The organism is Mangrovibacterium diazotrophicum (assembly GCF_003610535.1).
GTDB classification, from domain to species: domain Bacteria; phylum Bacteroidota; class Bacteroidia; order Bacteroidales; family Prolixibacteraceae; genus Mangrovibacterium; species Mangrovibacterium diazotrophicum.
The window spans coordinates 2,629,805-2,656,051 of sequence record NZ_RAPN01000001.1; the positions used below are offsets into that span (position 1 = coordinate 2,629,805).

Consider the following 26,247-nt stretch of genomic DNA (forward strand, 5'->3'; position numbering starts at 1 on the left):
CTATTCTGAAATCTTCTTATAAGCAACAGCGTATAGCTTAATTTGTTTGATCATCGCAACCAGCCCGTTGGAACGTGTTGGCGATAAATGCTGCTTCAAACCAATATCGTCGACAAAATGCAACTCGCTGCCCAAAATTTCGTCTGCCGTATGGCCCGACACAACCCGCAACAGCAATGCAACCAATCCTTTTACAATGACAGCATCACTTTCGCCCTGAAAGTAAATTTTTCCGTCTTTCAACTCAGGCACCAGCCAAACACGACTTTGGCAGCCTTTGATCACGTATTGGTCATTTTTCAATTTCGCGTTCAACTCCGGCAAATCGTTACCCAACTCAATCAGGTAACTATACTTGTCCATCCAGTCCTCGTAAATCGAAAACTCGTCGTTTATTTCCGCCTGGATTTGCTCAATCGTCATAATTCATTCGTTTAAGGTCTCAAATGTCGCAAAAAAATCAAGCAACAAAAACTATCACGCAAAATCGAACCAAATAATTAAGGAAAAGACAAAAATCCGGGCTTCATTGAATAATTCTAAATTAAATCCAAACATAATAAGAGGGAGCCATTTTTCGTACTTTTGGTAAAAACAACCAAAAATTAACAACAATTAGGTCGATATGAATTCATTGAAAGGATCACAGACAGAAAAGAACCTGCTGAAAGCATTTGCAGGCGAATCACAAGCCAAAAACCGTTACGAATTTTTCGCCAAGCAAGCCCGTGCCGAGGGGCTGGAACAAATAGCTGCTCTTTTTGAAGAAACAGCCATTAACGAACAAGCGCATGCCAACCGTTTCTTCGGGTTCCTGGAAGGAGGCATGGTTGAAATTACCGCAGCGTACCCGGCTGGCAAAGTAGGAACCACGTTGGAAAACCTGGAAGCAGCTGCAGCGGGCGAAAACGAAGAGTGGACAGAATTGTACCCTGAGTTTGCACGCATCGCCGAAGAGGAAGGGTTCAAACAAGTGGCTACCGTTTTTAAAACAATTGCAAAAATTGAAAAACACCACGAAGAACGCTACCGCAAGCTTTACAAAAACCTAGAAGAAGGTAAAGTTTTCGAGCGTGAAGGCAAAGTAACCTGGAAATGTCGCGTGTGCGGATTCCTGCACGAATCGGCCCGTCCACCTAAAAAATGCCCTGCCTGCGAACATGAACAGGCTTATTTTGAGCTCGAAGCCACAAACTTTTAGTATATTTGATATCGGGAATCACGTATTCCCGATTTTCTATCGATAAACAGGTTAACTATATATACATGAACAGCATTCTGCCAGAACTCGAAAAGCGCTTTCCGTTTTTTGAGAAAGAATTGATTGAGGAGATGCAGGCATGTGGCATTACTCAAAACTTCAACACTGGAGATGAGATATTGAGAGAGGGACAATATATCAAATCTCTACCGATTGTTCTGGAAGGAAACATCCGCATTGTTCGCAGAGACGCCGAAGGCCGCGAGCTTTTACTGTACTTTTTAAACCCCGGCGAAGCATGCAGCATGGCACTTACTTGCTGTATCGGCGAACAACAAAGCAACATCAGCGCTTATGCCGACAACGACAGCATGTTGATTCGGATACCAGCTGAGCAGCTCGACCAATGGATGATTAAATACCCTTCCTGGAAAACTTACATCATGTACTCTTATCGCAAACGCTTCGACGAGCTTCTCGACACAATCGACGCAGTTGCATTCTTAGAAATGGACGACCGCTTAACCCGGTTCTTCTACGCGCACTTTAAAGCAACAGGCGAAACCATCTTCAAAGGAAAACATCAGGATATTGCCAATCACCTGAACACCTCCCGCGAAGTTATCAGCCGCTTGCTTAAGCAAATGGAGACCAAAGGGCTCGTTAGTCTAAGTCGTGAAGTAATTGATTACACCCCAATAACAGATCAATTCAATTAGAGTAATTAATACTTTTTAAATATTTTAACTAGCTATGTGACAAAGGTCACATTCAGTTCAATTTTGAATTCCTTTTTTTGTCGGAAATTATTTCGATAATGAAACTCAGGAAGTTCACTTCAAAATATAAATGGCAGCTATTTGGAACCGGAATCGGCATTATCGCCGGGTTCCTGTACTGGTATTATATTGGCTGTACTTCGGGCACCTGTCCGATACAGTCGAACTGGCATACCAGCTCCTTGTACGGCGGTTTACTGGGTTATTTCGTTAGCGATTTAAAGAAAAAGCCTGCAGCAAAAGAGGAGGATCAGGATGGAGCAGTTTAATGCGATCATTAGCGGGAACACCCCGGTTTTGGTCGATTTCTTTGCTACCTGGTGCGGACCATGTAAGATGATGGGGCCAATTTTGCAGCAGTTAAAAACCGAGTTGGGCGAGAATATTCGGATCATTAAAATTGATGTCGATAAAAACCCCGCAATTGCTCAACACTATCAGGTTAGAAGTGTCCCGACACTAAAAATCTTCCAAAACGGACAAGTAAAATGGAGCGGTAGTGGAGTGATGCAGGCCGACCAGATAGCGAGTATTGTCAGGAAGGTAACATCCCAAAAATAATATCAGACAAAACTCAACTGACAGCAGTTGATTAAAATATTGCGCTTCTGAATCCGAAAGGGAATCTATTATCTAAAAGCAACAAAAGGGGAGAGGAAGCAAACAGGGACTCGTATGAGTTCCTGTTTTTATTTAGTAAAAATGATATTGCTTCAAGACATCCGGACAACAATACTCGAACAAACCAGTTTCGTACAACCGGTTAGCCGTGTTTATAATATCAATATCCGGACTCGTGGCAACCAGCAAAAATTTGGGCAACCGATGCAGATCTTCCCGACCAATGTTCAACCCATAATCGCTCACCAACTGACGAAAACGCCCTACACTCTCTTTCTTTTTCAACTGCACCACGATTTCCCATGTGAAATAAAACGGGTCGTCTGATCCGAATTGGTAAAACTGTCCGGATACATAGTCGATACGCTCATCAGCCCACAATAGACACCAAAGTTCGTCGGCCGTATGCGGTGGATAAAGCCTTACTTCCAATTGACCAACCTGCCCCTCCATTGCCGTATAAGAATCGGGACGGACGATGCCGGTTTCCTGCAACAGGTGATCCAAATCGCTGGCCGAAATGTCACTAGTCCCTATACGGGCCACTTGCGGGTCACCCTCACTGAAGAAGACCTTCTCATTCCCATTGTAGTAATAGTTATCCTGAGCACTCAGCCCGTTTAACAGGAAGAAGAATAAACCACATAGTACGATTAGATGACGATGAGGTGCCATAACCCGATTCTTTTTGTGTATTGGATGAACAGCCTGATCTAATCCACGTTTCCTCCCGACACCGAGATTAAACACCTCGCCTGCACCTTTCAATTCCGGCTAATCCATCGCTGATTTCCACCTAAGTTACAACTTTAACTTACATAATTCAAAGTTAAACACTAAGGAGTTATGCTTTAACGGCTAAAGGATAGGAAACGGCCTAGTACTCAAAAGAAATCCTCAAAATTCAAATTGGAGATTGGAATTAGCTCAGCATCACCATCAATTTCTTCAAGGCAGCAATAAACTGGTCTATTTCTTCCAACGTGTTGTAAACTGCAAAGGAAGCGCGGATTGTTCCCGAAACGCCGTAATGTTGCATCACTGTATCGGCACAAAGGCGTCCCGAACGCACGGCAATTCCCATTTTGTCGAGCATTGTACTAATGTCGAATGAATGAATGCCTTCTATGTTGAATGTAATCACCCCGGATTTTTGCTCTTGTGTTCCGTAAATAATCATGCCGGGGATCTCCAGCAGCTTTTCGGTAGCGTAAGTCAGCAACTGGTGTTCGTATTCTGCAACGGCCTCAACCCCTAAGTCCGTCAAATAGCGGATGGCCTCACCAAAAGCTATTACACCGGTAATATGCGGCGTTCCTGCTTCGAACTTATATGGCAATTCATTGTAGGTCGTACCTTCGAAACTCACTTCCGAAATCATCTCTCCTCCACCTTGATAAGGCGGCATTTCATCCAGCAATTCTTTCCGTCCATAAAGCACTCCTACTCCATTCGGCCCGAACATTTTATGAGCTGAGAACACATAAAAATCAGCGTCCAGGTCCTGCACATCAACAACGAGGTGATTGATTGCCTGTGCACCGTCAACCAATACTTTTACCCCCTTAGCATGTGCCTTGGTAATAATGTCTTTCACCGGATTAATCGTGCCCAAAGTGTTCGCTACCTGGCAAACCGCAATCAGCTTGGTTTTCGAATTGATCAGCTCATTCAGTTTCTCGATCATCAATCGACCATTGTCTTCGAAGGGTAAAACGCGGATTTTTGCACCTTTTCGTTGAGCCATCATTTGCCAGGGAACAATGTTGGCGTGGTGTTCCATTTCTGAAACGATAATTTCATCACCTTCTTTGATGAACGCTTCCCCAAACGAAAAAGCAACTAAGTTGATGCTTTCCGTTGTGCCTTTGGTAAAAATGATTTGTTCGCGAGCCGGAGCGTTAATAAAACCCTTCAGCTGATCTCTCACCGCTTCGTAATCGTTGGTTGCTTTATCGGCCAGGAAATGGGCTCCACGGTGAATATTACCGTAGTATTCCAGGTGCAATTGCTCCTCCTTCTTCAAAACCTGAACCGGTTTCTGGGATGAAGCGGCACTATCCAAATAAATCAACGGTTTGTTGTAAACCTTTTGTTCCAGAATCGGGAAATCTTTACGAATGCGGGCTATATCGAGTGTCATTTACTTCCGGTTTTATGCTTTCACACAAAACTACTAATTTTTTATTTGCACATTCTATTTCGGCATCATCCGGGAAGTTGGTTAACAAATCTTCAACATTGAGACTTTCAGAAACTTGTACAAAAAAAGAAATCCATCCCAAGGGATGGATTTCCTGATAATATATCTGAGTCCAATTTTTTACTTCACATTACCTGTTTCGTCGGTGAAATCGCCGATGATCTCGCCGCTGTTATTCACGGTAACATCGCCGTATACAGCGATTGAGCTGCTACTACCTACAAACTCCAACGAGCCGCCACTGTTAACAATCAGGTCGCCGTAAACAACCAATGAGCCATCAACAATCATCTTGCTGTTTACAATCAGCGACGATCCACTACTAGCGTTTCCGTTTGCTTTTTGACCTGTAGCTAACGAACCGATGAGCACGAATTCGCCTTGTGAATTGACATTCACATGCTGGCTTACCGCCAATGAACCACACCAGATTAATTGAGCACTGATATTGATACCACCCAAACTGGCCGAACCACTGTAAGCCTGGTCATCGTTTGAGTTGACATTCAACCAGCTACTTCCCGAATAAGCAGGATAAGTGTCGCAAGCATAGTCAGAGCTGGTATCCTCATCTGAAGCGGATGTCGTCACAATTTTCAGGATTTTCAATCCACCTGTTCCATCGGCTACAAAGATGTAATCGCCGCCGCCTCTCACATAGTTGGCAGATCCTTCCAAATTCAAACCACCAATTTCTTCCGGGCTGTCAAGTCCGTTATCAACCAAACTGTAAACAACGACACCGGCTGCACCTTCGGCCATAAAAATATGGTCGTCGCTGGCGGTAACCGCATTACAAACCACATCATCCAGGCTGATATCCTCGTCGGTTACCGATGCTACCGGGATGTTGATTTTTTGAGAACCGTCCGTTACGCTGTAAACTCCCATGCCGTCGTAACCTTCAGCAACCAAAACGTAACCGTCGTAAAAGTCGATTGTACGTTTTGCTTCTTCAACATCATCCGAAACCGAGAAATTCAATTTCTCAGCGGTTGCATTGATATCGTAAACATGAATACCATCGGCTCCACTTAAAGTTACCAGGTTTTCGCCATCGACACCGACCGCACGAAGGTCGTTCGTTTCAACGGTTGCAGCAACGGCATCATCGGTATACGAAAACGCAGTCAACGCACCCGTGCTGCCCGATACGCAGTAGAAATAGCTTTCGCCTGCCACAACATCGGTACCAACAAAGCTGCTCAGCTCAAGGAAGGTAATGTCATCTGACAACATATCTCCATCAAGGTTCATTTTTACCAATACGGCAGGATTTGTGACATCCTCGTATGCATCCACATCGCGGGCACCAGCCAGGTAAAGAACTCCGTTTTTGATTGTCAACGAGCTTATGTCCATACTCGGGAAAACAGCCTGCATCGCCAACTGGGGCAAAGCCGGGTCGGTGATGTCGATCACATCCACAGCTCCCAAGTAGGTTGCACCTTTCACGTTATAGGATACGTAAGCATAGTTTCCATTAAAGCAAACATGTGTTGCCTGCAAAGTCAACCCCTCGTACTCGGGAGCATCAACTTCGGCAATTAATGTCAATGGTAAGTCACTGGCCACATCAGATTCAATTGTAGCCGATTTAGCAACGTTCATCTGAACGCTGTAGAAGTTTTCAGGCATTTCTGCAATGCCTTTGGTTTCGACTACGCCAGCGTTATCGGTGTGAACGCGGCCATCGAGGTTTTGCAATTGAAGAACAATTTTCTGATCACTCTGAGAATCCGTTTCTGAATCTCCTGAATCACAAGCAAACATAATCATTCCAATCAATACAAGCGCATAAAGTTTAAATTGTCTCATAAACAATCGGTTAACAAGCATTACTAAGTCAAATAAATTCTCTTTCTCTTTCACGTCTCTACTTTTCCACGGTAGAGAGGGCAATATAAGCAAATATCTTTAAACAAGTAAAGGCTCGTAAATAACGAGCCTTTAGGTAGATATATTATAATAATATCTTAATTTTTATCGCAGGAATGGCATTTTGCCAACTCCCCTTTCAGTCGTTTTTCAACCAACTCATCAATCCGATCACGCAACGGCTCGATACGAATTTCCTGAACAACCTCGTGTGCGAAGGCATTCATCAGCATCATGCGGGCGTCTTTTTCGCCAATACCACGTGCACGAAGGTAAAATAAGGCGTCTTCGTCGATTTGACCAACAGTTGCACCGTGACTACATTTAACATCATCAGCGTCAATAATCAACTGAGGCTTGGTGTTCATTTTGGCCGAGTCGGTCAACAACACGTTGTTGTTCCGCTGGAACGCATTTGTTTTTTGCGCATCGCGTGCAACGTGAATGCGCCCGGTGAATGCACCAACTGAATCCTCGTCGAGCACGTTTTTGTAAAGCTGGTTACTCAAACAATTTGCCTGGTTGTGTTGAATGTTGGTGTAATTATCAACATGCTGGCGCTTGTCGGTAAACGACATTCCGAAAACGCTGGCTTCGGCATTTTCTCCATCCAAACTCACGACCAAATTATTGCGAATCAATCCGCCATGCAGAGTAGCAACGCCGGAAAGCAAGTTTGATTTTTCGCCAACCTTAAAGAAAGTCGAGTTCACCGAGTTCGACTTGTTGTTTTGATTCTGGATTGTGTAAACATCCACAACCGCTTCGTCACCAACAAACACTTCGGTTACATTATTCCCCAAACATTCAGTTGAAGTCAACGTGTGATCGCAGAAAATAACTTTTGCCTCACTGTTTTTACCGGCAACAATCAGGTTACGCTGGGTTGAAAACACAGATTCCTGTGCGCGGGTCAGGTTGATTACCTGGACAGGTTTTTCAAACTTTACATTGTCCGGCACATACAGGAAAAAACCATCCTGTGCAAAAGCAGTGTTCAGAGCAACCAACGGATCGTTCGACAAAGCCGCCTGACGGTTCAGAAAGCTTTCAACCAATTCCGGTTTCTCGTTGGCAATCTGTTTCAAACTACCCACCACAACACCTTCGGGTAATCCTTCCAGTTCTTTGTTACGGGCGTAATACCAGCCGTTAACCAATAATATCGTGTAAGTGTCCAACTGCGGAACATCGCATTTGAACACTTCATTTAAATCTACATCTACAGTTTCGTAGGCTAAAACAGGTCGATAGTCTTTCCCAAAAACACGCTCCAAATTGGTGTATTTGTAATCCTCGTTTTTGAATCCGGGAACACCAACCTGCTCGAAGCGCTTCAGGGAAATCTCGCGCATACGGTTGAACAAAGGCGAAGATCCTTCGTCAAGCGCAGCCCGGCTAGCCTGAAACAACGCGCTGTACTTTTCGTTTACAGCTTTTTTATTGATAAGCGTTTGCGTCATCTTAAACCAATTCTTTTTTAATCCAATCGTATCCTTTTTCTTCCAACTCTAGTGCCAACTCTTTACCGGCCGACTTCACAATACGACCATTGTAAAGCACGTGAACGAAATCGGGCACGATATAATCCAGCAAACGTTGGTAGTGTGTAATCACGATCGTTGAACGCTCAGGGCTTTTCAGTGCATTCACACCTTCAGCAACCACACGCAAAGCGTCGATATCCAAACCTGAATCGGTTTCGTCAAGGATGGCTAATTTAGGTTCAAGCATCGCCATTTGGAAGATCTCGTTTTTCTTTTTCTCACCACCCGAGAAACCTTCGTTTACTGAACGATTTGTCAGTTGAGAATCCAAATGCAAAAGATCTTTCTTTTCACGCATCAGTTTCAGGAATTCGCCAGCTGTCAACGGTTCCAAACCTTTGAATTTACGGTGTTCGTTCACCGAAGTCTTCAGGAAGTTAACCATTGGCACACCCGGAATTTCTACCGGATACTGAAAGCTCAGGAATAAACCTTTACGGGCACGATCTTCCGGAGAAAGATCCAACAAATCTTCACCAAGGAAGCTTACTTCGCCTTCTTCGATCTCGTAACCGTCGCGACCCGACAACACGTTGCCCAACGTACTTTTTCCGGCACCGTTAGGTCCCATGATGGCGTGAATCTCACCCGGCTTAATTTCCAGATTGATTCCCTTCAATATCTCTTTACCTTCTACTGAGGCTTTTAAATTCTTTATTGTTAGCATATCTGTTCTAAATTCCAAATTACATTTTTAAAAATCCAAATTCTTTTGCCGTTTCGTTCGGCAGCTTAACCAACGCTACCTTCCAAACTAATTTGAAGAAGTTTTTGCGCTTCAACGGCAAACTCCATTGGCAGTTTGTTCAATACCTCTTTGGCGTAACCATTCACGATCATACCAATCGCATCTTCGGTTGAAATACCTCGCTGGTTACAGTAGAAGATTTGGTCTTCACCAATTTTCGAAGTGGTTGCTTCGTGCTCGATAATCGATGATTTATTGGCCACTTCGATGTACGGGAACGTGTGTGCACCGCAATTTGAACCCAACAGTAACGAGTCGCACTGCGAGAAGTTACGTGCGTTGGTTGCACCAGGCATTACTTTCACCAAACCACGATACGCGTTGTCGCTACGTCCGGCTGAAATACCTTTCGAGATAATCGTACTTTTCGTGTTTTTACCAATGTGAATCATTTTTGTACCCGTATCGGCTTGCTGGTAGTTGTTGGTTACAGCTACTGAGTTGAACTCACCAACTGAATTATCGCCCATCAAAATACAGCTTGGGTATTTCCAGGTAATCGCAGAACCGGTTTCAACCTGTGTCCAACTAATTTTGGAAGACTCGCCGCGGCAAACACCACGCTTAGTCACAAAGTTGTAAACACCACCTTTTCCGTTTTTATCACCAGGGTACCAGTTTTGAACGGTCGAATATTTCACTTCGGCACGGTCCAAAGCTACAATTTCAACCACGGCTGCGTGCAACTGATTTTCGTCACGCATCGGAGCGGTACAACCTTCCAGGTAGCTCACGTAGCTTTCGTCGTCGGCAACAATCAACGTACGCTCAAACTGGCCGGTTCCGGCAGCATTGATACGGAAATAGGTTGAAAGTTCCATTGGACATCTCACCCCTTTCGGGATGTAGCAGAACGAACCATCCGAGAAAACGGCGGAGTTCAGTGCTGCGAAATAGTTATCGGTAACCGGAACGGCCATCCCCAGGTATTTCTGAATCAAATCAGGATGTTCCTTCACCGCCTCCGAGAACGAGCAGAAAATAATTCCTTTCTCTGCCAGGGTTTCTTTGAAAGTTGTTTTCACCGAAACACTGTCGATCACCGCATCAACGGCAACACCTGAAAGGATTTTCTGTTCTTCCAATGGAATCCCCAATTTATTGAAGGTTTCCAATAAATCCGGATCTACTTCGTCCAGACTTTCGTATTGTGGTTTTTTCTTCGGAGCCGCGTAATAGATGATATCCTGGAAATCAATTGGCGGAATTTTCAAATAAGCCCAATCCGGCATGGCCATTTTTTGCCATTTACGGAAGGCCTCCAACCGGAAGTTCAGCATGAACTCGGGTTCCTCTTTTTTGGCAGAAATCATCCGGACCACATCTTCACTCAGTCCCTTCGGAATGGTATCCATGTCAAAATCAGAAACGAAACCGAACTGATACTCCCTCGACGTTACTTCTTCTAAAATTTTATCTTGTTCTTCCATATTCTAAGAGTATATTCTGTGGTACTATAACAATCCTTGACACACCATGTTTAAATTATTATTGCAAAGATAAGTAAGTAAGCGTATTTTTGCGGATTCAGTGCTCAATTGGCACTCCAACGTCTGATATTTAAAAAATGGATAATAAAAAAGCGACATCTATTTCAAGCATGGGTGAGTTCGGACTTATTCACCACCTGACTGATAAAATCTCGTTAAAAAACAGCAGTACAATCAAAGGAGTCGGCGACGATGCGGCGATTTTGGACTACGGCACCAAGCAACAAGTAGTAACGACCGACTTGCTGGTTGAAGGCATCCACTTCAACCTGATGTATGTTCCGTTGAAACATTTGGGATACAAATCGGTTATGGTTAACCTGTCGGATGTTTTTGCGATGAACGCCACGCCGAAACAAGTGACCGTTTCACTCGCTATTTCCAGTAAGTTCTCGGTTGAAGCGATCGACGAATTGTACGAAGGAATTTACCTGGCTTGCGAAAAATACGGCGTTGACCTGATTGGTGGCGACACCACCAGCTCGTTAACAGGATTGTTGATCAGCGTAACCGCACTGGGTGAAATTGAGCCGGGCAAAGCGGTAATGCGTAGCGGCGCGCAAGTGAACGATTTGATCTGCGTATCGGGCGACCTTGGCGGTGCCTACATGGGACTGCAATTGCTGGAGCGCGAAAACGAAGTATTCAAAGTGAATCCGAAAGAACAACCACAGTTTGATGGTTATGACTACATACTGGAGCGCCAGCTGAAACCGGAGGCCCGCGGCGACATTGTTCAGGCATTAAAAACCCTTGGCGTAACTCCGACATCCATGATTGACATTTCGGACGGCCTTTCGTCAGAACTGATGCATATCTGCACCCAATCGAAAGTGGGCTGTTTGGTTTATGAAGAAAAAATTCCGCTGGATTACCAGACCAAGCGCTTTGCCGACGAGCTCAGCATTAACCCACTGGTAGCTGCACTGAATGGTGGCGAGGACTACGAATTACTATTCACAGTGCCGATTGCCGATCACGACAAAATTAAAAATGACCCGGATATCACGATCATCGGCCACATTACCGAAGCCGGAACCGGCACCCAACTGGTCACCGGGCTCGGATCAACCATCGAGTTGCAAGCCCAGGGCTGGAATCCCCTAAAAGAAGAACAATAGACACGATACTCTGCAAAAGAAAAAGACCTTTGAGAAATCTCAAAGGTCTTTTTTCATATCCGTTTTCGTGTAATTAATCCGGGAAATATCCACGAATAATACCACGTTTAGAGTCTTTCACGAAAAGAAGAATCTCGTCGCGTTCAGGAGTTGCCGGCATCTCAGCTTCGATAATTTCGATCGCCTGAGTTACATTCAACCCTTTTTGGTAGATGTACCGATAAATATCCTGCACTTCGCGGATTTTATCGTTGTTGAAGTTACGGCGACGCAGACCAATTGAGTTGATACCTACGTACGAAAGCGGTTCGCGACCTGCTTTAATGAACGGAGGAACATCTTTACGGACCAGCGATCCACCGGAAATCATCACGTGCGTTCCGATGTGAACAAACTGGTGTACGGCAGTCATACCACCGATAATCGCCCAATCGTCAACTGTAACTTCACCGGCCAGCTGTGTGCTGTTCACCAGGATAACGTTGTTACCAACAATACAATCGTGTGCAACGTGTACATAGGCCATAATCAAACAATTGCTGCCAATCACGGTTTTGCCGCGGGCAATCGTTCCGCGGTTCACTGTAACGCATTCGCGGATTGTTGTGTTATCACCAATTTCAACGGTTGTATATTCTCCTTTGAATTTCAAATCTTGTGGTGCCGCCCCGATAACTGCCCCCGGAAAAATCCGACAGTTTTTACCGATGCGTGTGCCGGGAAGAATTGTAACATTGGATCCGATACGAGTTCCTTCACCAATGACAACATCCTTGTCAACTGTAACAAACGGCTCGATAACGACGTTGTCTGCTACCTGCGACTCAGGATGAACATAAGATAATGGTTGTTTCATTTTATATTGTTTTCAATCTCTCTTTAGTTTTTAACTATCTGAGCCATAAATTCCCCCTCGGCAACTAAAGTTTTGCCAACATAGCATAAACCTTTCATATTTGCAATACCTCGCCGAATGGGTGATGTCAGCTCCATTTTGAAAATCAACGTATCGCCGGGCACCACCTTCTTCCTAAACTTCACATTGTCGATACGTATAAAGTATGTTGAATATTTTTCTTTTTTAGCATGAAGGACATAAAGTCCGCCGCACTGCGCCATGGCTTCAACCAGCAACACGCCGGGCATTACCGGTTCTTCCGGGAAATGTCCGGTAAAGAATGGCTCGTTAACTGTCACGTTCTTAATACCAACGATGTAGTCTTCGTTGATTTCCGTGATTTTATCAACCAGCAAGAACGGGAAACGATGTGGTAAACACTGGCGAATCTTGTTCACATCCATCACCGGTTCGACGTTGGGATTGTAAACTGGAATACCATTTCGCTTGCGTGCCTGGTGTTCTTTCTTCAGCAACTTCGCGAATTCAGTATTGGCTCCGTGTCCAGGTTTGGTTGCGATAATGCGTCCTTTAATGCGAACTCCGGCTAAACTCAAGTCTCCGATTACATCCAACAATTTGTGGCGGGCACATTCATTTTCAAATTGAAGATCCAGGTTATTCAGGATACCAGTCTCTTTTTGAACGGCAACGTGCTCGTGATCAAACAAATCAGCCAAACGATCCAACTCGTCCTGACCAACCTGGCGATCCATGATAACAATGGCGTTATCCAGATCACCACCTTTTACCAAATTATTCTGAAGCAGGAATTCCAATTCGCGCAAGAACACAAATGTGCGGCACGAAGCGATTTCCTTTTTGAAATCGGAAAGTTTATCCAGGGAAGCAAACTGATTGTTGAGTACGCTCGAATTGAAGGCGATCATCACATTCAACCGATAATCGTCGTCCGGCAAGGCAATCAGCTCCGATCCGGTTTTCGGATCTTTGTATACAATTTTTTCTTTGATTTCAAGATATTCCCGTTCTGCATCCTGCGCTACAACTCCTGCTTCTGCAATTGCTTCCACAAAAGCGCGAGAGCTACCATCCATAATCGGCATTTCCTGGTTGTCGATCTCAATCAACACATTATCCAGATCCATACCAACCAAAGCAGCCAAAGCATGCTCGATCGTACTCAATCTAACATCACCATTTACAAGAACGGTTCCTCGGGAGGTATCGCCCACCAAATTGGCATCGGCCTCCAAAATAGGTTGACCTTCAACGTCAACTCGTTTAAACTTGAAGCCGTGATTTTCGGGGGCTGGTTTAAAGACAGCCGTCACCAGGCAACTCGTATGCAGACCTTTCCCGCTGATCGTAAATTCACCAGCCAAGGTCTTTTGCTTATCTGTCATCATGCTGTTAATATCCGAAGTTATTCTTCGTTTAATTTTGCTTTCAATTCTTTTACTTCTTTCTGAAGATCATTCAGCGTTTCACGCATTTCTGGCAGACGCCTGTAAACCACGAAGGTTTTCAAGGCACGGTCGTGATCCATTGCTGGAGCACCAAGAACTGTCTTTCCTTCTTTTACATTATTTGTGATTCCGGCCATCGCACCAATCGTCACACGATCACCCACATTCAGGTGACCGGCAACGCCAACGTGTCCGGCAACAATACAGTTTTTACCGATTTTTGTCGATCCGGCAACACCCGTCATCGCAGCCATTACCGTGTTCTCACCAACTTCACAGTTGTGAGCAATCTGAATCAGGTTATCCAATTTCGCACCTTTGCGAATAATTGTTGAGCCCATGGTTGAACAGTCGATTGTGGCATTGGCACCAATCTCAACGTCGTCTTCGATGACAACATTACCTACCTGTTCAATCTTTTTATAGCTACCATCGGGTGTTGGAGCAAAACCAAATCCGTCGGCGCCAATAACAGCTCCGGCGTGGATGATACAATTATTACCGATCACACAATCGTCGTAGATTTTTGCACCGGCATAAATAATTGTATTGTTTCCGATTTTCACATTGTTACCAATGTAGGTTTGCGGATATATTTTTGAACTGTCGCCAATGGCCACGTTCGCACCGACGTAAGCAAAAGCGCCGACATAAATATTGTCGCCCATTTTTGCACTGCCATCTATAAACGAAGGCTGTTCGATACCAAATTTCTGTGGTTTCGACTGCTGGTATAATTCGAGCAAAGCAGCCATTGACTGGTAAGGATCTTCGACTCTGATCAGCGTGCAGGATACTGGTTTTTCCGGCACAAAATCGTTCTTCACCAATACGATCGACGCTTGCGTGTCGTACACGTATTTCTCATATTTTGGGTTAGCTAAAAAAGCGAGCGTCCCGGGCTTACCCTCCTCTATTTTAGACACATTGCTTACGCTAACATTTTCATCGCCTTCTACTTTTCCTTTCAGAAATTCGGCAATGGTGATTGCTTTAAATTCCATATTTTCTTTCTTGGAGCGGTGCAAAAATAGGTTTAATTTACCTAATGTCCAATTCTTTCGGATAACACACAAAATATTTCCTCACTGTGTGCGATAACCCTGATAAATTAATATCAGATGCCTGATTGATTTCGCAGATTTTTCCATTCTTCTGCAAAATGTTAATCTTGTTATCATCTGTGATATATGCATTATTCGTGATCGAATCCTGAACTAAGAAGTATTCCAGCTCCCGACCCGAAACCCCGAATTTTTTTTCTACTTTTTCTTTCAATGCCGCTACCTGGCTTTCCTTGAATTTCGAATTCTGCAGTTTTATCCGGAACAATTTTCGATTGATCAAACAACCCGCCAGATAAGAAAGAATCGGGTCGCTGTGGTATTGCCACTGCTTGATTGAGGCGATAACATCATCATCCTCCAGGCTTGCAAAAACAGAGAGCAACGAACGCCCCATAAAGGTATCGCCATTTTGAAAATGCTCCAGGCTGATTTTATTTTCAAGAAAAACGGAAAGGCTGGGAGTTGCAAAAACCGGCACACCGGTCATGGCTAATTCTTTCGCTCGCTTCAACACATTGACTAATAAAAACTCGGCCGACAACACCGTTTTATGCAAATACACCTGCCAGTACATCAATCGTCTCGCTATCAAAAACTTCTCGATCGAATAAATCCCCTTCGCTTCAACAACCAATTCATCATTCCGAACATTCAACATTCGAATAATCCGATCTGATCCGACAACCCCTTCGGTAACGCCCGTGAAAAAACTGTCGCGCCGCAGATAATCAAGCCGGTCCACGTCGAGTTGGCTAGCTACAAGTTGATGCAAAAACTTTTTGGGATACTCATTTTTGAATATCTGGATGGCTTTTGTCAGTCGCCCATCAAATTGTTGATTGAGATCCTCCATCAACAGAACCGAGATCCGCTCGTGCACCAAACCTTCCACTATTGAATATTCGAGCGCGTGCGAGAATGGACCGTGCCCAATATCGTGCAACAAAATAGCGACCGTGGCCGCCTCCAACTCATCGTCGGTTATTTTCACCCCTTTAATACGCAAATCGGCAATGGCAGAGCGCATCAAATAAACGGCACCGATAGCGTGCTCGAAACGGGTGTGATTGGCCCCCGGGAACACAATGCAGGATAAGCCCAATTGCTTAATACGTCTTAATCGCTGAAAGTAAGGATGTTCTATTAAATCGAAAATCAGTTCGGACTGAATTGTAATGAACCCAAATACCGGATCGTTGATAATCTTTTTCTTGTTTGTTTTCAAACTACTGAGGTATTCATGGATAAAATTGATGAGTCAAAATTACGAAAAGTTTTCAATCTCCGTCATGATCCTGATTCACCGGAGGAAGCACTGAAAATCATAAACTTCCCCATTTTGTTGTTTCAATAGATTTTCTTACTTTTGCGCTGACAAATGAAAACATCCACGGATAGGGGACCTGAAGTCCCCTATTTTATTAGCCATAAAATGATTGACAAAAAAAGAATCGTTCAACTGATTGAAGAGAAACTGACGGATGACCAGTTCATTGTTGATGTTGAAGTCAGTCCGGCTAACCAGATCTCGGTGCAGATCGACAGCGAAAATGGGATTACCATCGACACATGTGTTGCTGTTAGCCGCCAGATCGAGGGAAACCTGGATCGCGAAGTTGAAGACTTCGAACTACAGGTGTCGTCAGCCGGATTGGGACAACCTTTTAAAGTTTTTCGCCAGTACGTGAAAAACATTAACCGCGATGTAGAGGTTGTTTTAAAAGACGGCAAGAAAATGGAAGGCATTTTGAAAAGTGCCGACGAAAACGGATTTGAGTTCGAGACTTCGCAAAAAGAGAAGATCGAAGGCAAAAAGAAAAAGGAGCTGGTAACGCGGCTTCATCAATTTTCGTTTGAAGAAGTAAAAACAGTAAAGAATATTATAAAATTTTAAAACCGGGGCAAGATGGATACGATTAATCTTATCGATACCTTTTCCGAATTCAAAGACCTGAAAAACATTGATCGGGTCACCATGATGAGCGTTCTCGAGGACGTTTTCCGCAATGTGCTGCAAAAAACTTACGGCACCGATGAGAATTTCGACATCATTATCAACATTGACAAAGGTGACTTTGAGATCTGGCGAAACCGGACTGTGGTTGCGGATGACGAAATCAGCGACCCCAACCTGGAAATTTCCCTGACTGCAGCCAAAAGAATTGACGAAGATTACGAAATCGGCGAAGAAGTAACCGATGAAGTAAAACTGAAAGATTTTGGTCGCCGCGCCATCCTGAACCTGCGCCAAAACCTGGCCAGCCGGATTTTAGAATTGGAAAAAGACCATATCTATAATAAATATAAGAACAAGATCGGCGACATCGTTGCCGGTGAAGTTTACCAGGTGTGGAAAAAGGAAATCCTGATTTTGGATGACGAAGGCAACGAATTGTTGCTTCCGAAACAGGAACAAATTCCTTCTGACTACTTCCGTAAAGGCGACACCTTGCGTGCCGTTGTTTATAAGGTAGATCTTCGGAACAACAACCCGGTCATCATCCTTTCAAGAACTTCTCCTGTATTCCTCGAGCGTTTATTCGAACTGGAAGTACCGGAAATTTTCGACGGCTTGATTACCATTAAAAAGATTGTTCGTGTTCCGGGAGAACGGGCTAAAGTTGCTGTTGAATCATACGACGAGCGCATCGACCCGGTTGGAGCATGCGTTGGTATGAAAGGTTCACGTATTCACGGTATTGTTCGTGAATTGCGCAACGAAAATATCGACGTGATCAACTTCTCGAACAACCTGCAACTGTTTATTCAGCGTGCGTTGAACCCGGCTAAAATTACATCCATCAAAATTCACGAGGAGAATAAAAGAGCGGATGTATACCTGAAACCGGAAGAAGTATCACTGGCAATTGGTAAAGGTGGTTTAAATATTCGCCTGGCCAGCCAACTTACGGGCTACGAAATCGATGTATATCGTGAAATGGCAGCCGACGAAGAAGACGTAAATCTGGACGAATTTGCAGACGAAATTGAAAGCTGGGTGCTTGATGAGTTGAAGTCAATTGGTTGTGACACCGCGAAAAACGTGTTGAGCCTTAGCCGCAATGACTTGATCAAGAGAACTGACCTGGAAGAAGAAACCATTGATGATATTCTTCGAATTCTTCGTTCTGAGTTCGAGTAATCGTTGATGTAAAATTCATCGTTTGCCTGTCAGATTTTAAATAAATTGAGTAAAATTGCAAAGTTTTTGGGGCCTTGTGCTCGGAAACATAAAAAATAAGAGATTGGGTTTATGACAATTGGCAATAAAAATACGCGACTTAATAAGGTAGCACGAGAGTTTAATGTTGGGATTCATACCATTGTAGAATTTCTTCACAAGAAGGGATTCGACGTGGACAACAATCCAAACACTAAAATTTCGGACGAGGCTTATCATTTGCTTGAAAAAGAATATAAGAATGATATTTCTCTGAAAAAAGAGTCTGAAAAGATCAACCTGAAAAGTCAGCGTAACAAAAAAGAAACAATTACTCTGGATGATATGCACGAGGAGGACGTTTCGCCGGAGGAAGAAGAAGACTACGGCTCTGACGAAATCCGCATTACCGACCATAGTAGTTCGAAACATGATTTGCCAGGTAAATCCAAGCCGGTTGAAGAAAAACCGGAAGAGTTTAAATCGAATACCAGACATCTGGACGGACCCAAAGTATTGGGTAAAATCGATTTGAACGGACCTAAAAAAGAGAAACCGGAACCAAAAGCTCCAGAAGCAGAAAAGGCACCTGCTCCTGCACCTGCGCCACCGGTAGAGTCGAAGAAAGAGGAAGTTGTTGAAAAGCCTGCTCCGCAAGAACCGGTTCAAGCCAAAACTGTTCCTCAAGCTGAAGAACCCATTAAGGCTGAAGAAAGCAAGCAAGAGGAAAAATCTAAAGAACCGGCAGAGACGGAACAAATGCCAACGAATATCCCCAAAGTAGACGAAGTTAAAGTTGTTGGGAAGATTGATCTTTCCAGCATCAACCAAAAGACCAGACCTGCGAAGAAATCGAAAAAGCAAAAAGAGGACGAACGCAGAGAACGTGAAAAGCAAAAACGCCAGGGCCAAAACGCCGGGCAGGAACTCAATCAGGATCGCAGAGATTCTGAAATCCGCACAAATGTTAACCGACTTTCAGGTCCGACCGTAGTTGGAAAAATTGATTTACCCGACAATCAACAGAATCGCGGTAACCAATCTCAAAACCAAAATTCGGATCCGAAAAAGAAACGTCGCCGTATCCAAAAAGATGCTTCCGGTAGAATTACCGTTGGCAACAAACCACAAGGACCAGGTCAAGGTGGACCAGGAGGACAAGGTGGTCAGGGCGGCCAAGGCGGTGGTCAGAGACATGGTGGCTCAATGGCCGGCAAGGTTAAAAAGCGGGTTATTAAAGCCGAGATTAGCGACGAAGATGTACAAAAGCAAATTAAAGATACGCTAGCTCGCCTGACCTCAGGAAAAGGAAAATCCAAAGGATCAAAATATCGTCGTGACAAGCGTAATGCAGCCAGCGAGCGTGCAGCCGCCGAACACGAAAGAGAATCGGCAGAAAAGAACATTCTGAAAGTAACCGAATTCGTTTCGGTTGCTGAACTGGCAACCATGATGGATGTTGGTGTGAACGAAGTAATCTCATCTTGTATGAGCCTTGGTTTGTTCGTATCAATCAACCAACGTTTGGACGCTGAAACCATGTCGATTGTTGCTGAGGAATTCGGATACAAAGTTGAATTCGTCAGCGCCGACATCCTCGAAGCGATTGAGGAAGATGATACTTTACCGGACGAAGTACACTCACGTGCACCGATCGTAACTGTGATGGGACACGTTGACCACGGTAAAACATCGCTGTTGGACTACATCCGTAATGCCAACGTAATTGCCGGTGAAGCCGGGGGTATCACCCAGCACATTGGTGCGTACAACGTAACCTTGGACGACGGACGCGAAATTACCTTCCTGGATACTCCGGGTCACGAGGCCTTTACCGCGATGCGTGCGAGGGGTGCTCAGGTAACCGACATCGCAATCATCATCGTAGCTGCCGACGACGACATCATGCCTCAAACGAAAGAAGCGATCAACCACGCGCAGGCAGCGGGTGTTCCAATCGTCTTCGCGATTAACAAGATTGACAAACCGGGTGCAAATCCGGAGAAAATAAAAGAAGGATTGGCCAACCTCAACTTCCTGGTTGAAGAATGGGGTGGTAAATACCAATCACAAGATATTTCAGCTAAAAAAGGTACCAACGTCGACGAATTGTTGGAGAAAGTACTGTTGGAAGCTGAAATGCTTGACCTGAAAGCTAACGACGAAAAACGTGCTGTTGGTACGATCATCGAATCGTCACTCGACCGCGGTCGTGGTTACGTAGCAACCGTATTGGTTCAAAACGGTACACTCCGCCAAGGCGACATCGTATTGGCTGGACAGTACTTCGGACACGTGAAAGCGATGTTCAACGAACGTAACCAACGCATCCAGGAAGCTGGTCCGTCAGAACCGGTGATCATTCTTGGTTTGGACGGTGCACCACAAGCGGGTGACAAGTTCAACGTACTGGAGAATGAACGTGAAGCTCGCCAGATTGCCAACAAACGTGAACAGTTGGCTCGCGAACAAGGCTTGCGTACTCAGAAACATATTACGCTGGATGAAATCGGTCGTCGTATCGCTATCGGTAACTTCCAGGAATTGAACTTGATTGTTAAAGGTGACGTGGACGGTTCAATCGAAGCATTGTCCGACTCATTGATCAAGCTTTCAACAGAAGAAATTCAGGTGAATGTGATCCACAAAGCTGTGGGTGCGATCTCCGAATCAGATATCATGTTGGCAACTGCATCCGATGCGATTATTGTCGGCTTCCAGGTTCGTCCTACTGTTCAGGCTCGTCGTCTGGCAGAGAAAGAAGAAGTGGATATCCGCCTGTACTCAATCATCTACGATGCGATCAACGAGATCACTTCAGCGATGGAAGGTATGCTTTCACCGGAGATCAAAGAAGAAATTCTTGGTACCGCCGAAGTTCAGGAAACCTTCAAGATTACCAAAGTGGGAACCGTTGCCGGTTGTATTGTTCGCGACGGAAAAATTATCCGTACGGCAAGTCACAAAGTTCGGATTATCCGCGATGGCATCGTCATCTACACCGGTCAGCTTGGTTCACTGAAACGTTTCAAAGACGACGTGAAAGAAGTTGCTAAAGGTTACGAATGTGGTTTGAACATTGATGGATACAACGACATCAAAATCGGTGACTTCATCGAATCGTTCCACGAAATCGAAGTGGCAAAAACACTGTAAAACAGTTTTACACGAAATACAAAATCCGGTCAATTGGCCGGATTTTTTTGTGCCTGCTCTACCTGAAAACGAACATAGCGAGCATAAAAAATCCCCGAAGCGCAAGCTCCGAGGATTTCGATTTATTTTCAAACTAGAATTAAGCTTCCAACATAGCCTGGTAGGCTGCAGCATCCATCAAAGCATCCAATTGCGATGCATCTTCGATTTTCACTTTTACCATCCAGCCGTCACCGTAAGCGTCTTTATTGATCAATTCAGGGCTATCTTCCAAAGCCGAGTTGAATTCAACCACCTCTCCAGTAACAGGCATAAACAAGTCCGACACTGTTTTTACAGCTTCAACAGTTCCGAACGTTTCACCCGCAGCAAGTGACTCGCCTACAGTTTCAATCTCAACGAAAACGATGTCTCCAAGTTCACCTTGAGCAAAATCTGTAATACCAACAACTGCAATATCACCTTCAACACGAACCCACTCGTGTTCTTTTGTGTACTTTAAATTTTCAGGAAGATTCATATTTGTAAATTTCATAGTGTTTGCTTCAAAAGTAATACATTTTTTAAAAAGAATCCCTGATTTATAGGGGTTGCAATTTAAATTCAACTGAAATACAGCTAAAATCGCAAACAACTAAACTCTATTTGCTTTCGAATGTTGAATGACTGGAAAATCACAAACTTGCACGGAAATATCCTTCGAGTTTTGTTAATTTGCATGCACAAATAATATGAATATGTTTTCGATTCAGATCAACGCGCTTGATGAGCTACCAGCTGTAGCCGAACAGTTTTTAAACACCTTCCGCGACAAACGCATTTTTGCGTTTTACGGAAAAATGGGCGCGGGAAAAACAACCTTTATCAAGGCGCTTTGCCGAGCCATGGGCTCAAAAGACAATATTACCAGCCCGACATTTGCGTTGGTAAACGAGTACGACACCGCCCTTCCGGAAAAAATATATCATTTCGATTTTTACCGTCTGAAAGATATGACCGAAGCGATGGACCTGGGATTTGACGATTATGTTGAAAGTGGCAATTACTGCTTTATGGAATGGCCCGAGCGAATCGAATACCTTCTTCCTGAACACCTCGTTGAAGTACATATCGAAGAGATTAGCCCGTCGGTAAGGGAATTGAAAGCCAATATCATCTGACATGTTTGGCAATCTTGCCCAGAAAAACTAACTTGGTAAAACTTAGCATCGAAAAAATGACAGAACAAGAAAATAAACCGGGAATCTCCAGTTGGTATATGCCGCAGGAAGAGATGCTGGAAATCCGGCGAAAAGGGAAGAAAATCACCATTGGTATCCCCTCCGACTTTGCACAGGTTGAATCGCGTGTACCGCTAACACCTGAAGCTGTTGAATTGCTGGTTTCCTACGGGCACGAAATTTACCTGGAAACCAATGCCGGCAAAGCTTCGAGCTACTCTGACGATGAATACCGAAATGCCGGTGCTGTTGTTCTGGAAAAAAGAGCTGATGTTTTTCAATGCGATATCATTTTACGGGTTTCACCCTTCGACGAGAAAGATATTGATTTGCTTCGTGGCAATCAAACGTTGATCTCGAATATGCAGCTGAGTAACCATTGTACTGAAACTGTTCAAAAGTTGATGCGGAAAAAAGTAACCGCCATCGCCTACGAGTACATGGAAAACGAGGAACACTGCCTGCCGGTGGTTCAACTTATGAGCCAACTCTCAGGATCAACCTCCATTATGGTTGCCAGCGAGTATCTCAGTAATTCCAGAGATGGCAAAGGTGTATTGCTCGGTGGTGTCACCGGGATTTCACCAACTGAACTCGTTATACTGGGAGCGACGACAGCCGCAGAATTCGCGGCCCGTGCTGCAATTGGCCTCGGAGCTCACGTCAAAATCTTCGACAACAATATTTTCAAACTTCGCCAATTGGAGGAACAACTGGGGCACCAAATATTCACCTCGGTTTTGTACCCAAACGTGCTGAAGAAAGCATTGAAATCAGCTGATGTGGTACTTGGCGCGATGTCTGTGAATACCAAACCTTCGTTCCGCGTTTCGAAGGAAATGGTGGCTAAAATGAAAAAAGGCTCGGTCATTATCGACCTTAACGTCAGCCAGGGTGGCTGTTTCGAAACCAGCCGATGTACCGACCTCAACAACCCGACCTACAAGGTGAATGATATCGTTCACTATTGCGTCCCGAATATTTCGTCACTCGTAGCCCGCACCGCATCTATTGCCTTAAGTAATGTGCTGTCGCCGATTATTATTTCGGTTGGAGAAATTGGCGGAATACCCAATTACATCAAATCCACCAAAGGCTTCCGGAAAGGGATTTATATTTACAATGGAATTCTGACCAATTCGGATTTGGGCGATAAACTGAACCTGCCATCGAAAGATATTGACCTGCTTTTAGCGATTTTCTGACGCGGCAGATTACTGCACCAGGATCATCATCGAAACCGGGGGAACAATCACAGCATGTTCCTCCAAAGTCCGCACTCCTTCCAAATCGATCGTTCCACCTTCCGCGATGACTTTCCATCCGTTGTTGTTGGGCAGATCGAATTGAAAGTCTTCTTTGCGCGCATTGAAAACAAGTTGCATGGTTTTCCATCGTTCTTCGCCGGGGAAGTCGGTAATCTGGTAGGCCACAACACCCATGTTGTAATCAGTCGAAAATTTAAGATGTTCGCGGATTAAATCGGAACTTCCCATGCGAAATGCAGGAACTGACTTCCGTAGCTTCACGAGCTCTGTAAAATAGCTGAAAACATCCTCAAATTCCTTCTTCCGCGACCAGTCGAACTGGTTCACGCTATCGGGCGATTTGTAGGAGTTGTGATCGCCGCCTTTAGTTCGGCAAAACTCTGAACCGCCATGCAAAAACGGAATACCCTGCGATGTCATCACCAAGGCAGTCGCGAGTTTCTGCATTTGTTTCAAGGTTTCGGTATCCGCATTGGGGCAACTAAGCGAAAGCTTATCGAATAGCGTGTAATTATCGTGACAGGACGCATAATTGACCGTTTGCCAGGGGTGACGTGCCCAGGCGAAACCCGAACCGCCAACGTAGCTGTATACAATTTGAGGATGATAGCAGGCCGCTACTATTCCAAACTTGATTGCTTCCTCGTGGAAAACCTTTCCGCTGACAAATCCTTCGCCCGAACCATCAAAATTATTTCCTTTTAAGGCATCACGGAAGTCGTCGTTAAAACAGGCCACCCGCTCCAACTGCGAAATGTTCCGTTTCACCGCACGCTGGTTTTCATCCATCGGACTACGGTCGGCCGTCCAGCCTTCTCCGTACATCAGAATGCCAGGCCGAAGCTTGTCCAGGGCCAACCGAATCGCGTACATGGTTTCCAGATCGTGGATTCCCATCAGGTCGAAACGAAAGCCATCCAAATGAAACTCTTCAGCCCAATACAAAAGCGAGTCAATCATGTATTTGTGGGCCATGGCCCGTTCGGATGCAAATTCATTTCCGCAACCACTGGCGTTGGAAAAACTCCCCGAACGTGTTTGCCGGTAATAATATCCAGGCACCGTTTGATTAAACCAAGAACGACGGGTTAAGCCGGTGTGGTTATAAACCACATCCATCACCACGCCGATTCCGGCTTTGTGCAAAGCCATCACCAACTGCTTGAACTCCGTAATCCGAGATGTTGTATCCGGATCTGTTGAATAGCTTCCTTCGGGCGTGTTGTAGTTCAGAGGGTCGTAGCCCCAATTGTATTTTGTCTCCGGCTTCGATTCGTCAACTGTCCAGTAGTCGAACACCGGCAATAAATGAACATGCGTAATTCCGAGTTCCTTGAGGTGATCAATACCAGAGGCTAAACCTTCCGGGGTGATTCTCCCTTCTTCTGTAAAAGCCAGGAATTTTCCTTTTTGGTGCATCCCCGAATTCTCAGCAATTGAGAAATCACGAACATGCACTTCATATAAAATGGCATTCACGGCATTTTCAGTCGGTATCGGTTTATCATCCGACCAGCCTTCGGGATTGGTTTTCTCCGGATGAAAAAATAATCCCCTGCGCCCGTTGGTACCGGTAGCTCTCACATCCACGCCAGGTGTTTCATTTAACCAATCGCCGTCATTCACCCGAATGGTGTAGTACAATCCGTCAAAATCACCTTCGGTATTTAAAACCCAGCAACCGTGATTTTCAGCATGCAACCAATACCGGTGCGTTGTCTTTCCTCCATGACTGTGCTTGTAAACCAGAAATTCTACTTTACTGGCATTAGGAGCCCAAACTTTAACCTGAAAACCGGTTTCAGTCAATCTAACTCCTAGGTCATTTCCACTGTACCAAGGATAAGTTGAAAAATCGATATGGTGAAATTTCCAGTCCCGCATTAAGAAACTAAGCTTTTACGTAAGGTGATGTAATTTGTGGAATAAGTTAGTCCACTTGTATCTTTCAATAAAACGCGTGCCCAATAGTAGGAACGCAGGCTTGAATCGTGTTTATGAAAAACATCTAACTTAATGTGAAGTTCATGCGTTTTACCCGATTCGAGGTACAATGGATAAATTTCTGCCCGATTTATACCTTTCAGCTTAAATTTTCGCACCGACCACAGCTTTCTGATAATTAAAACGGGCGATTCCAGGTCTACAGCGTTCGTCCGTTTGTTGTGAACAACAAGGGTCAACACATCCGGGCGATATTTTCGGTTCGGAACCAGTTCAACTTCAACCTTGCCCTTTCGAAACCATTTGCGGAAACTAAGCTTTCCCCGCTTTCGCACGGCAAACACCAAATAAAGAATTAGCGGTACGCCAAGGATAAATGCAATGGCCAGGTAGAGGAAATAGCTGTCGGGGCCTACTTCAGTTTGTCCGAAGCACAAAAAAGGAATGCAAAAAAATAGAAGCAATAAAACTCGAGGCATAAAAATGTCTTATACTTTCAAAAGTACGAAAAGAAGA

General features: G+C 44.6%; 24 protein-coding genes. 10 read left to right on the top strand and 14 right to left on the bottom strand.

Going from position 1 to position 26,247, the window contains the following annotated elements; genetic code table 11:
* Nucleotides 1–423: a SufE family protein gene (locus BC643_RS10435; protein WP_120273031.1), complete on the bottom strand. Its 423-nt coding sequence runs from the start codon at nt 421–423 to the stop codon at nt 1–3.
* 202 nt (nt 424–625) lie between these two features.
* On the opposite strand from BC643_RS10435, the gene rbr reads away from it, so the two are divergent.
* From rbr to trxA, 4 genes are all read left to right on the top strand, one after another.
* Nucleotides 626–1,201, top strand: a complete 576-nt coding sequence (gene rbr, locus BC643_RS10440; protein WP_120273032.1) for a rubrerythrin — start codon at nt 626–628, stop codon at nt 1,199–1,201.
* 65 nt (nt 1,202–1,266) lie between these two features.
* The gene (locus tag BC643_RS10445) at nt 1,267–1,920 is read left to right on the top strand and encodes a Crp/Fnr family transcriptional regulator (protein ID WP_120273033.1); all 654 of its coding nucleotides are present in this window, start codon (nt 1,267–1,269) and stop codon (nt 1,918–1,920) included.
* 98 nt (nt 1,921–2,018) lie between these two features.
* The gene (locus BC643_RS10450; protein WP_120273034.1) at nt 2,019–2,249 is read left to right on the top strand and encodes a DUF6132 family protein; all 231 of its coding nucleotides are present in this window, start codon (nt 2,019–2,021) and stop codon (nt 2,247–2,249) included.
* Entirely contained in the window at nt 2,236–2,541 is a 306-nt protein-coding gene (gene trxA, locus BC643_RS10455; RefSeq protein ID WP_120273035.1) for a thioredoxin, read from the top strand. The genes BC643_RS10450 and trxA overlap by 14 nt, the downstream gene beginning before the upstream one ends.
* Nucleotides 2,542–2,673: 132 nt before the next feature.
* Here the strand turns inward: trxA and BC643_RS10460 are convergent, their stop codons facing one another.
* The 6 genes from BC643_RS10460 to sufB all read right to left on the bottom strand — a co-directional run bounded on the left by BC643_RS10460 (nt 2,674) and on the right by sufB (nt 10,407).
* Nucleotides 2,674–3,276 carry a hypothetical protein gene (locus tag BC643_RS10460; protein ID WP_147377194.1) on the bottom strand — a complete coding sequence of 201 codons (603 nt, stop codon included), beginning with the start codon at nt 3,274–3,276 and terminating at the stop codon, nt 2,674–2,676.
* A 247-nt stretch (nt 3,277–3,523) separates the two neighbouring features.
* Nucleotides 3,524–4,744 carry an aminotransferase class V-fold PLP-dependent enzyme gene (locus BC643_RS10465; protein ID WP_120273037.1) on the bottom strand — a complete coding sequence of 407 codons (1,221 nt, stop codon included), beginning with the start codon at nt 4,742–4,744 and terminating at the stop codon, nt 3,524–3,526.
* A gap of 180 nt (nt 4,745–4,924) precedes the next feature.
* Nucleotides 4,925–6,622 carry an LVIVD repeat-containing protein gene (locus tag BC643_RS10470; RefSeq protein ID WP_120273038.1) on the bottom strand — a complete coding sequence of 566 codons (1,698 nt, stop codon included), beginning with the start codon at nt 6,620–6,622 and terminating at the stop codon, nt 4,925–4,927.
* A 158-nt stretch (nt 6,623–6,780) separates the two neighbouring features.
* Entirely contained in the window at nt 6,781–8,145 is a 1,365-nt protein-coding gene (gene sufD, locus BC643_RS10475; protein ID WP_120273039.1) for a Fe-S cluster assembly protein SufD, read from the bottom strand.
* 1 nt (nt 8,146) lies between these two features.
* Nucleotides 8,147–8,896: a Fe-S cluster assembly ATPase SufC gene (sufC, locus tag BC643_RS10480; protein ID WP_120273040.1), complete on the bottom strand. Its 750-nt coding sequence runs from the start codon at nt 8,894–8,896 to the stop codon at nt 8,147–8,149.
* A gap of 65 nt (nt 8,897–8,961) precedes the next feature.
* The gene (gene sufB / locus BC643_RS10485) at nt 8,962–10,407 is read right to left on the bottom strand and encodes a Fe-S cluster assembly protein SufB (RefSeq protein WP_120273041.1); all 1,446 of its coding nucleotides are present in this window, start codon (nt 10,405–10,407) and stop codon (nt 8,962–8,964) included.
* A gap of 137 nt (nt 10,408–10,544) precedes the next feature.
* Between sufB and thiL the strand changes: the two genes are divergently transcribed.
* Nucleotides 10,545–11,588: a thiamine-phosphate kinase gene (gene thiL / locus BC643_RS10490; RefSeq protein WP_120273042.1), complete on the top strand. Its 1,044-nt coding sequence runs from the start codon at nt 10,545–10,547 to the stop codon at nt 11,586–11,588.
* Between the two features lie 73 nt (nt 11,589–11,661).
* On the opposite strand, the gene lpxA is transcribed toward thiL, so the two are convergent.
* Genes lpxA through BC643_RS10510 form a run of 4 tightly spaced genes read right to left on the bottom strand, consistent with a single transcriptional unit; the run spans nt 11,662 to nt 16,208 of the window.
* Complete coding sequence (gene lpxA / locus BC643_RS10495) at nt 11,662–12,444, bottom strand: acyl-ACP--UDP-N-acetylglucosamine O-acyltransferase (RefSeq protein ID WP_120273043.1); 783 nt, start codon at nt 12,442–12,444, stop codon at nt 11,662–11,664.
* 23 nt (nt 12,445–12,467) lie between these two features.
* Complete coding sequence (locus tag BC643_RS10500; RefSeq protein ID WP_245994916.1) at nt 12,468–13,856, bottom strand: bifunctional UDP-3-O-[3-hydroxymyristoyl] N-acetylglucosamine deacetylase/3-hydroxyacyl-ACP dehydratase; 1,389 nt, start codon at nt 13,854–13,856, stop codon at nt 12,468–12,470.
* 17 nt (nt 13,857–13,873) lie between these two features.
* Nucleotides 13,874–14,920, bottom strand: coding sequence for a UDP-3-O-(3-hydroxymyristoyl)glucosamine N-acyltransferase (gene lpxD / locus BC643_RS10505; protein WP_120273044.1), 1,047 nt, complete (start codon nt 14,918–14,920; stop codon nt 13,874–13,876).
* A gap of 37 nt (nt 14,921–14,957) precedes the next feature.
* Complete coding sequence (locus BC643_RS10510; protein WP_120273045.1) at nt 14,958–16,208, bottom strand: HD domain-containing protein; 1,251 nt, start codon at nt 16,206–16,208, stop codon at nt 14,958–14,960.
* Between the two features lie 207 nt (nt 16,209–16,415).
* On the opposite strand from BC643_RS10510, the gene rimP reads away from it, so the two are divergent.
* The 3 genes from rimP (at nt 16,416) to infB (ending at nt 21,299) form a co-directional block, all read left to right on the top strand.
* Nucleotides 16,416–16,877 (top strand): ribosome assembly cofactor RimP, encoded by a 462-nt coding sequence (gene rimP / locus BC643_RS10515; RefSeq protein ID WP_120273046.1) that lies wholly within the window; start codon nt 16,416–16,418, stop codon nt 16,875–16,877.
* A gap of 12 nt (nt 16,878–16,889) precedes the next feature.
* Entirely contained in the window at nt 16,890–18,125 is a 1,236-nt protein-coding gene (gene nusA / locus BC643_RS10520) for a transcription termination factor NusA (protein WP_120273047.1), read from the top strand.
* A gap of 111 nt (nt 18,126–18,236) precedes the next feature.
* Nucleotides 18,237–21,299, top strand: a complete 3,063-nt coding sequence (gene infB, locus BC643_RS10525) for a translation initiation factor IF-2 (RefSeq protein ID WP_120273048.1) — start codon at nt 18,237–18,239, stop codon at nt 21,297–21,299.
* A gap of 139 nt (nt 21,300–21,438) precedes the next feature.
* Here infB and gcvH read toward each other — a convergent pair whose 3' ends face one another.
* Entirely contained in the window at nt 21,439–21,834 is a 396-nt protein-coding gene (gene gcvH / locus BC643_RS10530) for a glycine cleavage system protein GcvH (RefSeq protein ID WP_317127730.1), read from the bottom strand.
* A 202-nt stretch (nt 21,835–22,036) separates the two neighbouring features.
* Between gcvH and tsaE the strand changes: the two genes are divergently transcribed.
* Complete coding sequence (tsaE, locus tag BC643_RS10535; RefSeq protein ID WP_120273049.1) at nt 22,037–22,459, top strand: tRNA (adenosine(37)-N6)-threonylcarbamoyltransferase complex ATPase subunit type 1 TsaE; 423 nt, start codon at nt 22,037–22,039, stop codon at nt 22,457–22,459.
* A 56-nt stretch (nt 22,460–22,515) separates the two neighbouring features.
* The gene (locus tag BC643_RS10540; protein ID WP_120274237.1) at nt 22,516–23,724 is read left to right on the top strand and encodes an alanine dehydrogenase; all 1,209 of its coding nucleotides are present in this window, start codon (nt 22,516–22,518) and stop codon (nt 23,722–23,724) included.
* Nucleotides 23,725–23,733: 9 nt separating this feature from the next.
* Here the strand turns inward: BC643_RS10540 and pulA are convergent, their stop codons facing one another.
* Together pulA and BC643_RS10550 are read right to left on the bottom strand one after the other, a co-directional pair.
* Nucleotides 23,734–25,671, bottom strand: a complete 1,938-nt coding sequence (pulA, locus tag BC643_RS10545; protein ID WP_120273050.1) for a type I pullulanase — start codon at nt 25,669–25,671, stop codon at nt 23,734–23,736.
* Entirely contained in the window at nt 25,671–26,210 is a 540-nt protein-coding gene (locus BC643_RS10550; RefSeq protein ID WP_120273051.1) for a hypothetical protein, read from the bottom strand. The genes pulA and BC643_RS10550 overlap by 1 nt, the downstream gene beginning before the upstream one ends.
* Nucleotides 26,211–26,247 lie beyond the last annotated feature (37 nt).

What these genes read in the sequence shown, in the direction of transcription:
- pulA (WP_120273050.1), bottom strand. Translation starts at nt 25,671, where the DNA reads ATGCGGGACTGGAAATTTCACCATATCGATTTTTCAACTTATCCTTGG.
- sufB (WP_120273041.1), bottom strand. Translation starts at nt 10,407, where the DNA reads ATGGAAGAACAAGATAAAATTTTAGAAGAAGTAACGTCGAGGGAGTAT.
- nusA (WP_120273047.1), top strand. Translation starts at nt 16,890, where the DNA reads ATGGATACGATTAATCTTATCGATACCTTTTCCGAATTCAAAGACCTG.
- rimP (WP_120273046.1), top strand. Translation starts at nt 16,416, where the DNA reads ATGATTGACAAAAAAAGAATCGTTCAACTGATTGAAGAGAAACTGACG.
- thiL (WP_120273042.1), top strand. Translation starts at nt 10,545, where the DNA reads ATGGATAATAAAAAAGCGACATCTATTTCAAGCATGGGTGAGTTCGGA.
- lpxD (WP_120273044.1), bottom strand. Translation starts at nt 14,920, where the DNA reads ATGGAATTTAAAGCAATCACCATTGCCGAATTTCTGAAAGGAAAAGTA.
- gcvH (WP_317127730.1), bottom strand. Translation starts at nt 21,834, where the DNA reads ATGAAATTTACAAATATGAATCTTCCTGAAAATTTAAAGTACACAAAA.
- sufD (WP_120273039.1), bottom strand. Translation starts at nt 8,145, where the DNA reads ATGACGCAAACGCTTATCAATAAAAAAGCTGTAAACGAAAAGTACAGC.
- BC643_RS10540 (WP_120274237.1), top strand. Translation starts at nt 22,516, where the DNA reads ATGACAGAACAAGAAAATAAACCGGGAATCTCCAGTTGGTATATGCCG.
- sufC (WP_120273040.1), bottom strand. Translation starts at nt 8,896, where the DNA reads ATGCTAACAATAAAGAATTTAAAAGCCTCAGTAGAAGGTAAAGAGATA.
- BC643_RS10500 (WP_245994916.1), bottom strand. Translation starts at nt 13,856, where the DNA reads ATGATGACAGATAAGCAAAAGACCTTGGCTGGTGAATTTACGATCAGC.
- BC643_RS10460 (WP_147377194.1), bottom strand. Translation starts at nt 3,276, where the DNA reads ATGGCACCTCATCGTCATCTAATCGTACTATGTGGTTTATTCTTCTTC.
- BC643_RS10550 (WP_120273051.1), bottom strand. Translation starts at nt 26,210, where the DNA reads ATGCCTCGAGTTTTATTGCTTCTATTTTTTTGCATTCCTTTTTTGTGC.
- BC643_RS10465 (WP_120273037.1), bottom strand. Translation starts at nt 4,744, where the DNA reads ATGACACTCGATATAGCCCGCATTCGTAAAGATTTCCCGATTCTGGAA.
- tsaE (WP_120273049.1), top strand. Translation starts at nt 22,037, where the DNA reads ATGTTTTCGATTCAGATCAACGCGCTTGATGAGCTACCAGCTGTAGCC.
- trxA (WP_120273035.1), top strand. Translation starts at nt 2,236, where the DNA reads ATGGAGCAGTTTAATGCGATCATTAGCGGGAACACCCCGGTTTTGGTC.
- BC643_RS10435 (WP_120273031.1), bottom strand. Translation starts at nt 423, where the DNA reads ATGACGATTGAGCAAATCCAGGCGGAAATAAACGACGAGTTTTCGATT.
- BC643_RS10470 (WP_120273038.1), bottom strand. Translation starts at nt 6,622, where the DNA reads ATGAGACAATTTAAACTTTATGCGCTTGTATTGATTGGAATGATTATG.
- rbr (WP_120273032.1), top strand. Translation starts at nt 626, where the DNA reads ATGAATTCATTGAAAGGATCACAGACAGAAAAGAACCTGCTGAAAGCA.
- BC643_RS10450 (WP_120273034.1), top strand. Translation starts at nt 2,019, where the DNA reads ATGAAACTCAGGAAGTTCACTTCAAAATATAAATGGCAGCTATTTGGA.
- infB (WP_120273048.1), top strand. Translation starts at nt 18,237, where the DNA reads ATGACAATTGGCAATAAAAATACGCGACTTAATAAGGTAGCACGAGAG.
- BC643_RS10445 (WP_120273033.1), top strand. Translation starts at nt 1,267, where the DNA reads ATGAACAGCATTCTGCCAGAACTCGAAAAGCGCTTTCCGTTTTTTGAG.
- lpxA (WP_120273043.1), bottom strand. Translation starts at nt 12,444, where the DNA reads ATGAAACAACCATTATCTTATGTTCATCCTGAGTCGCAGGTAGCAGAC.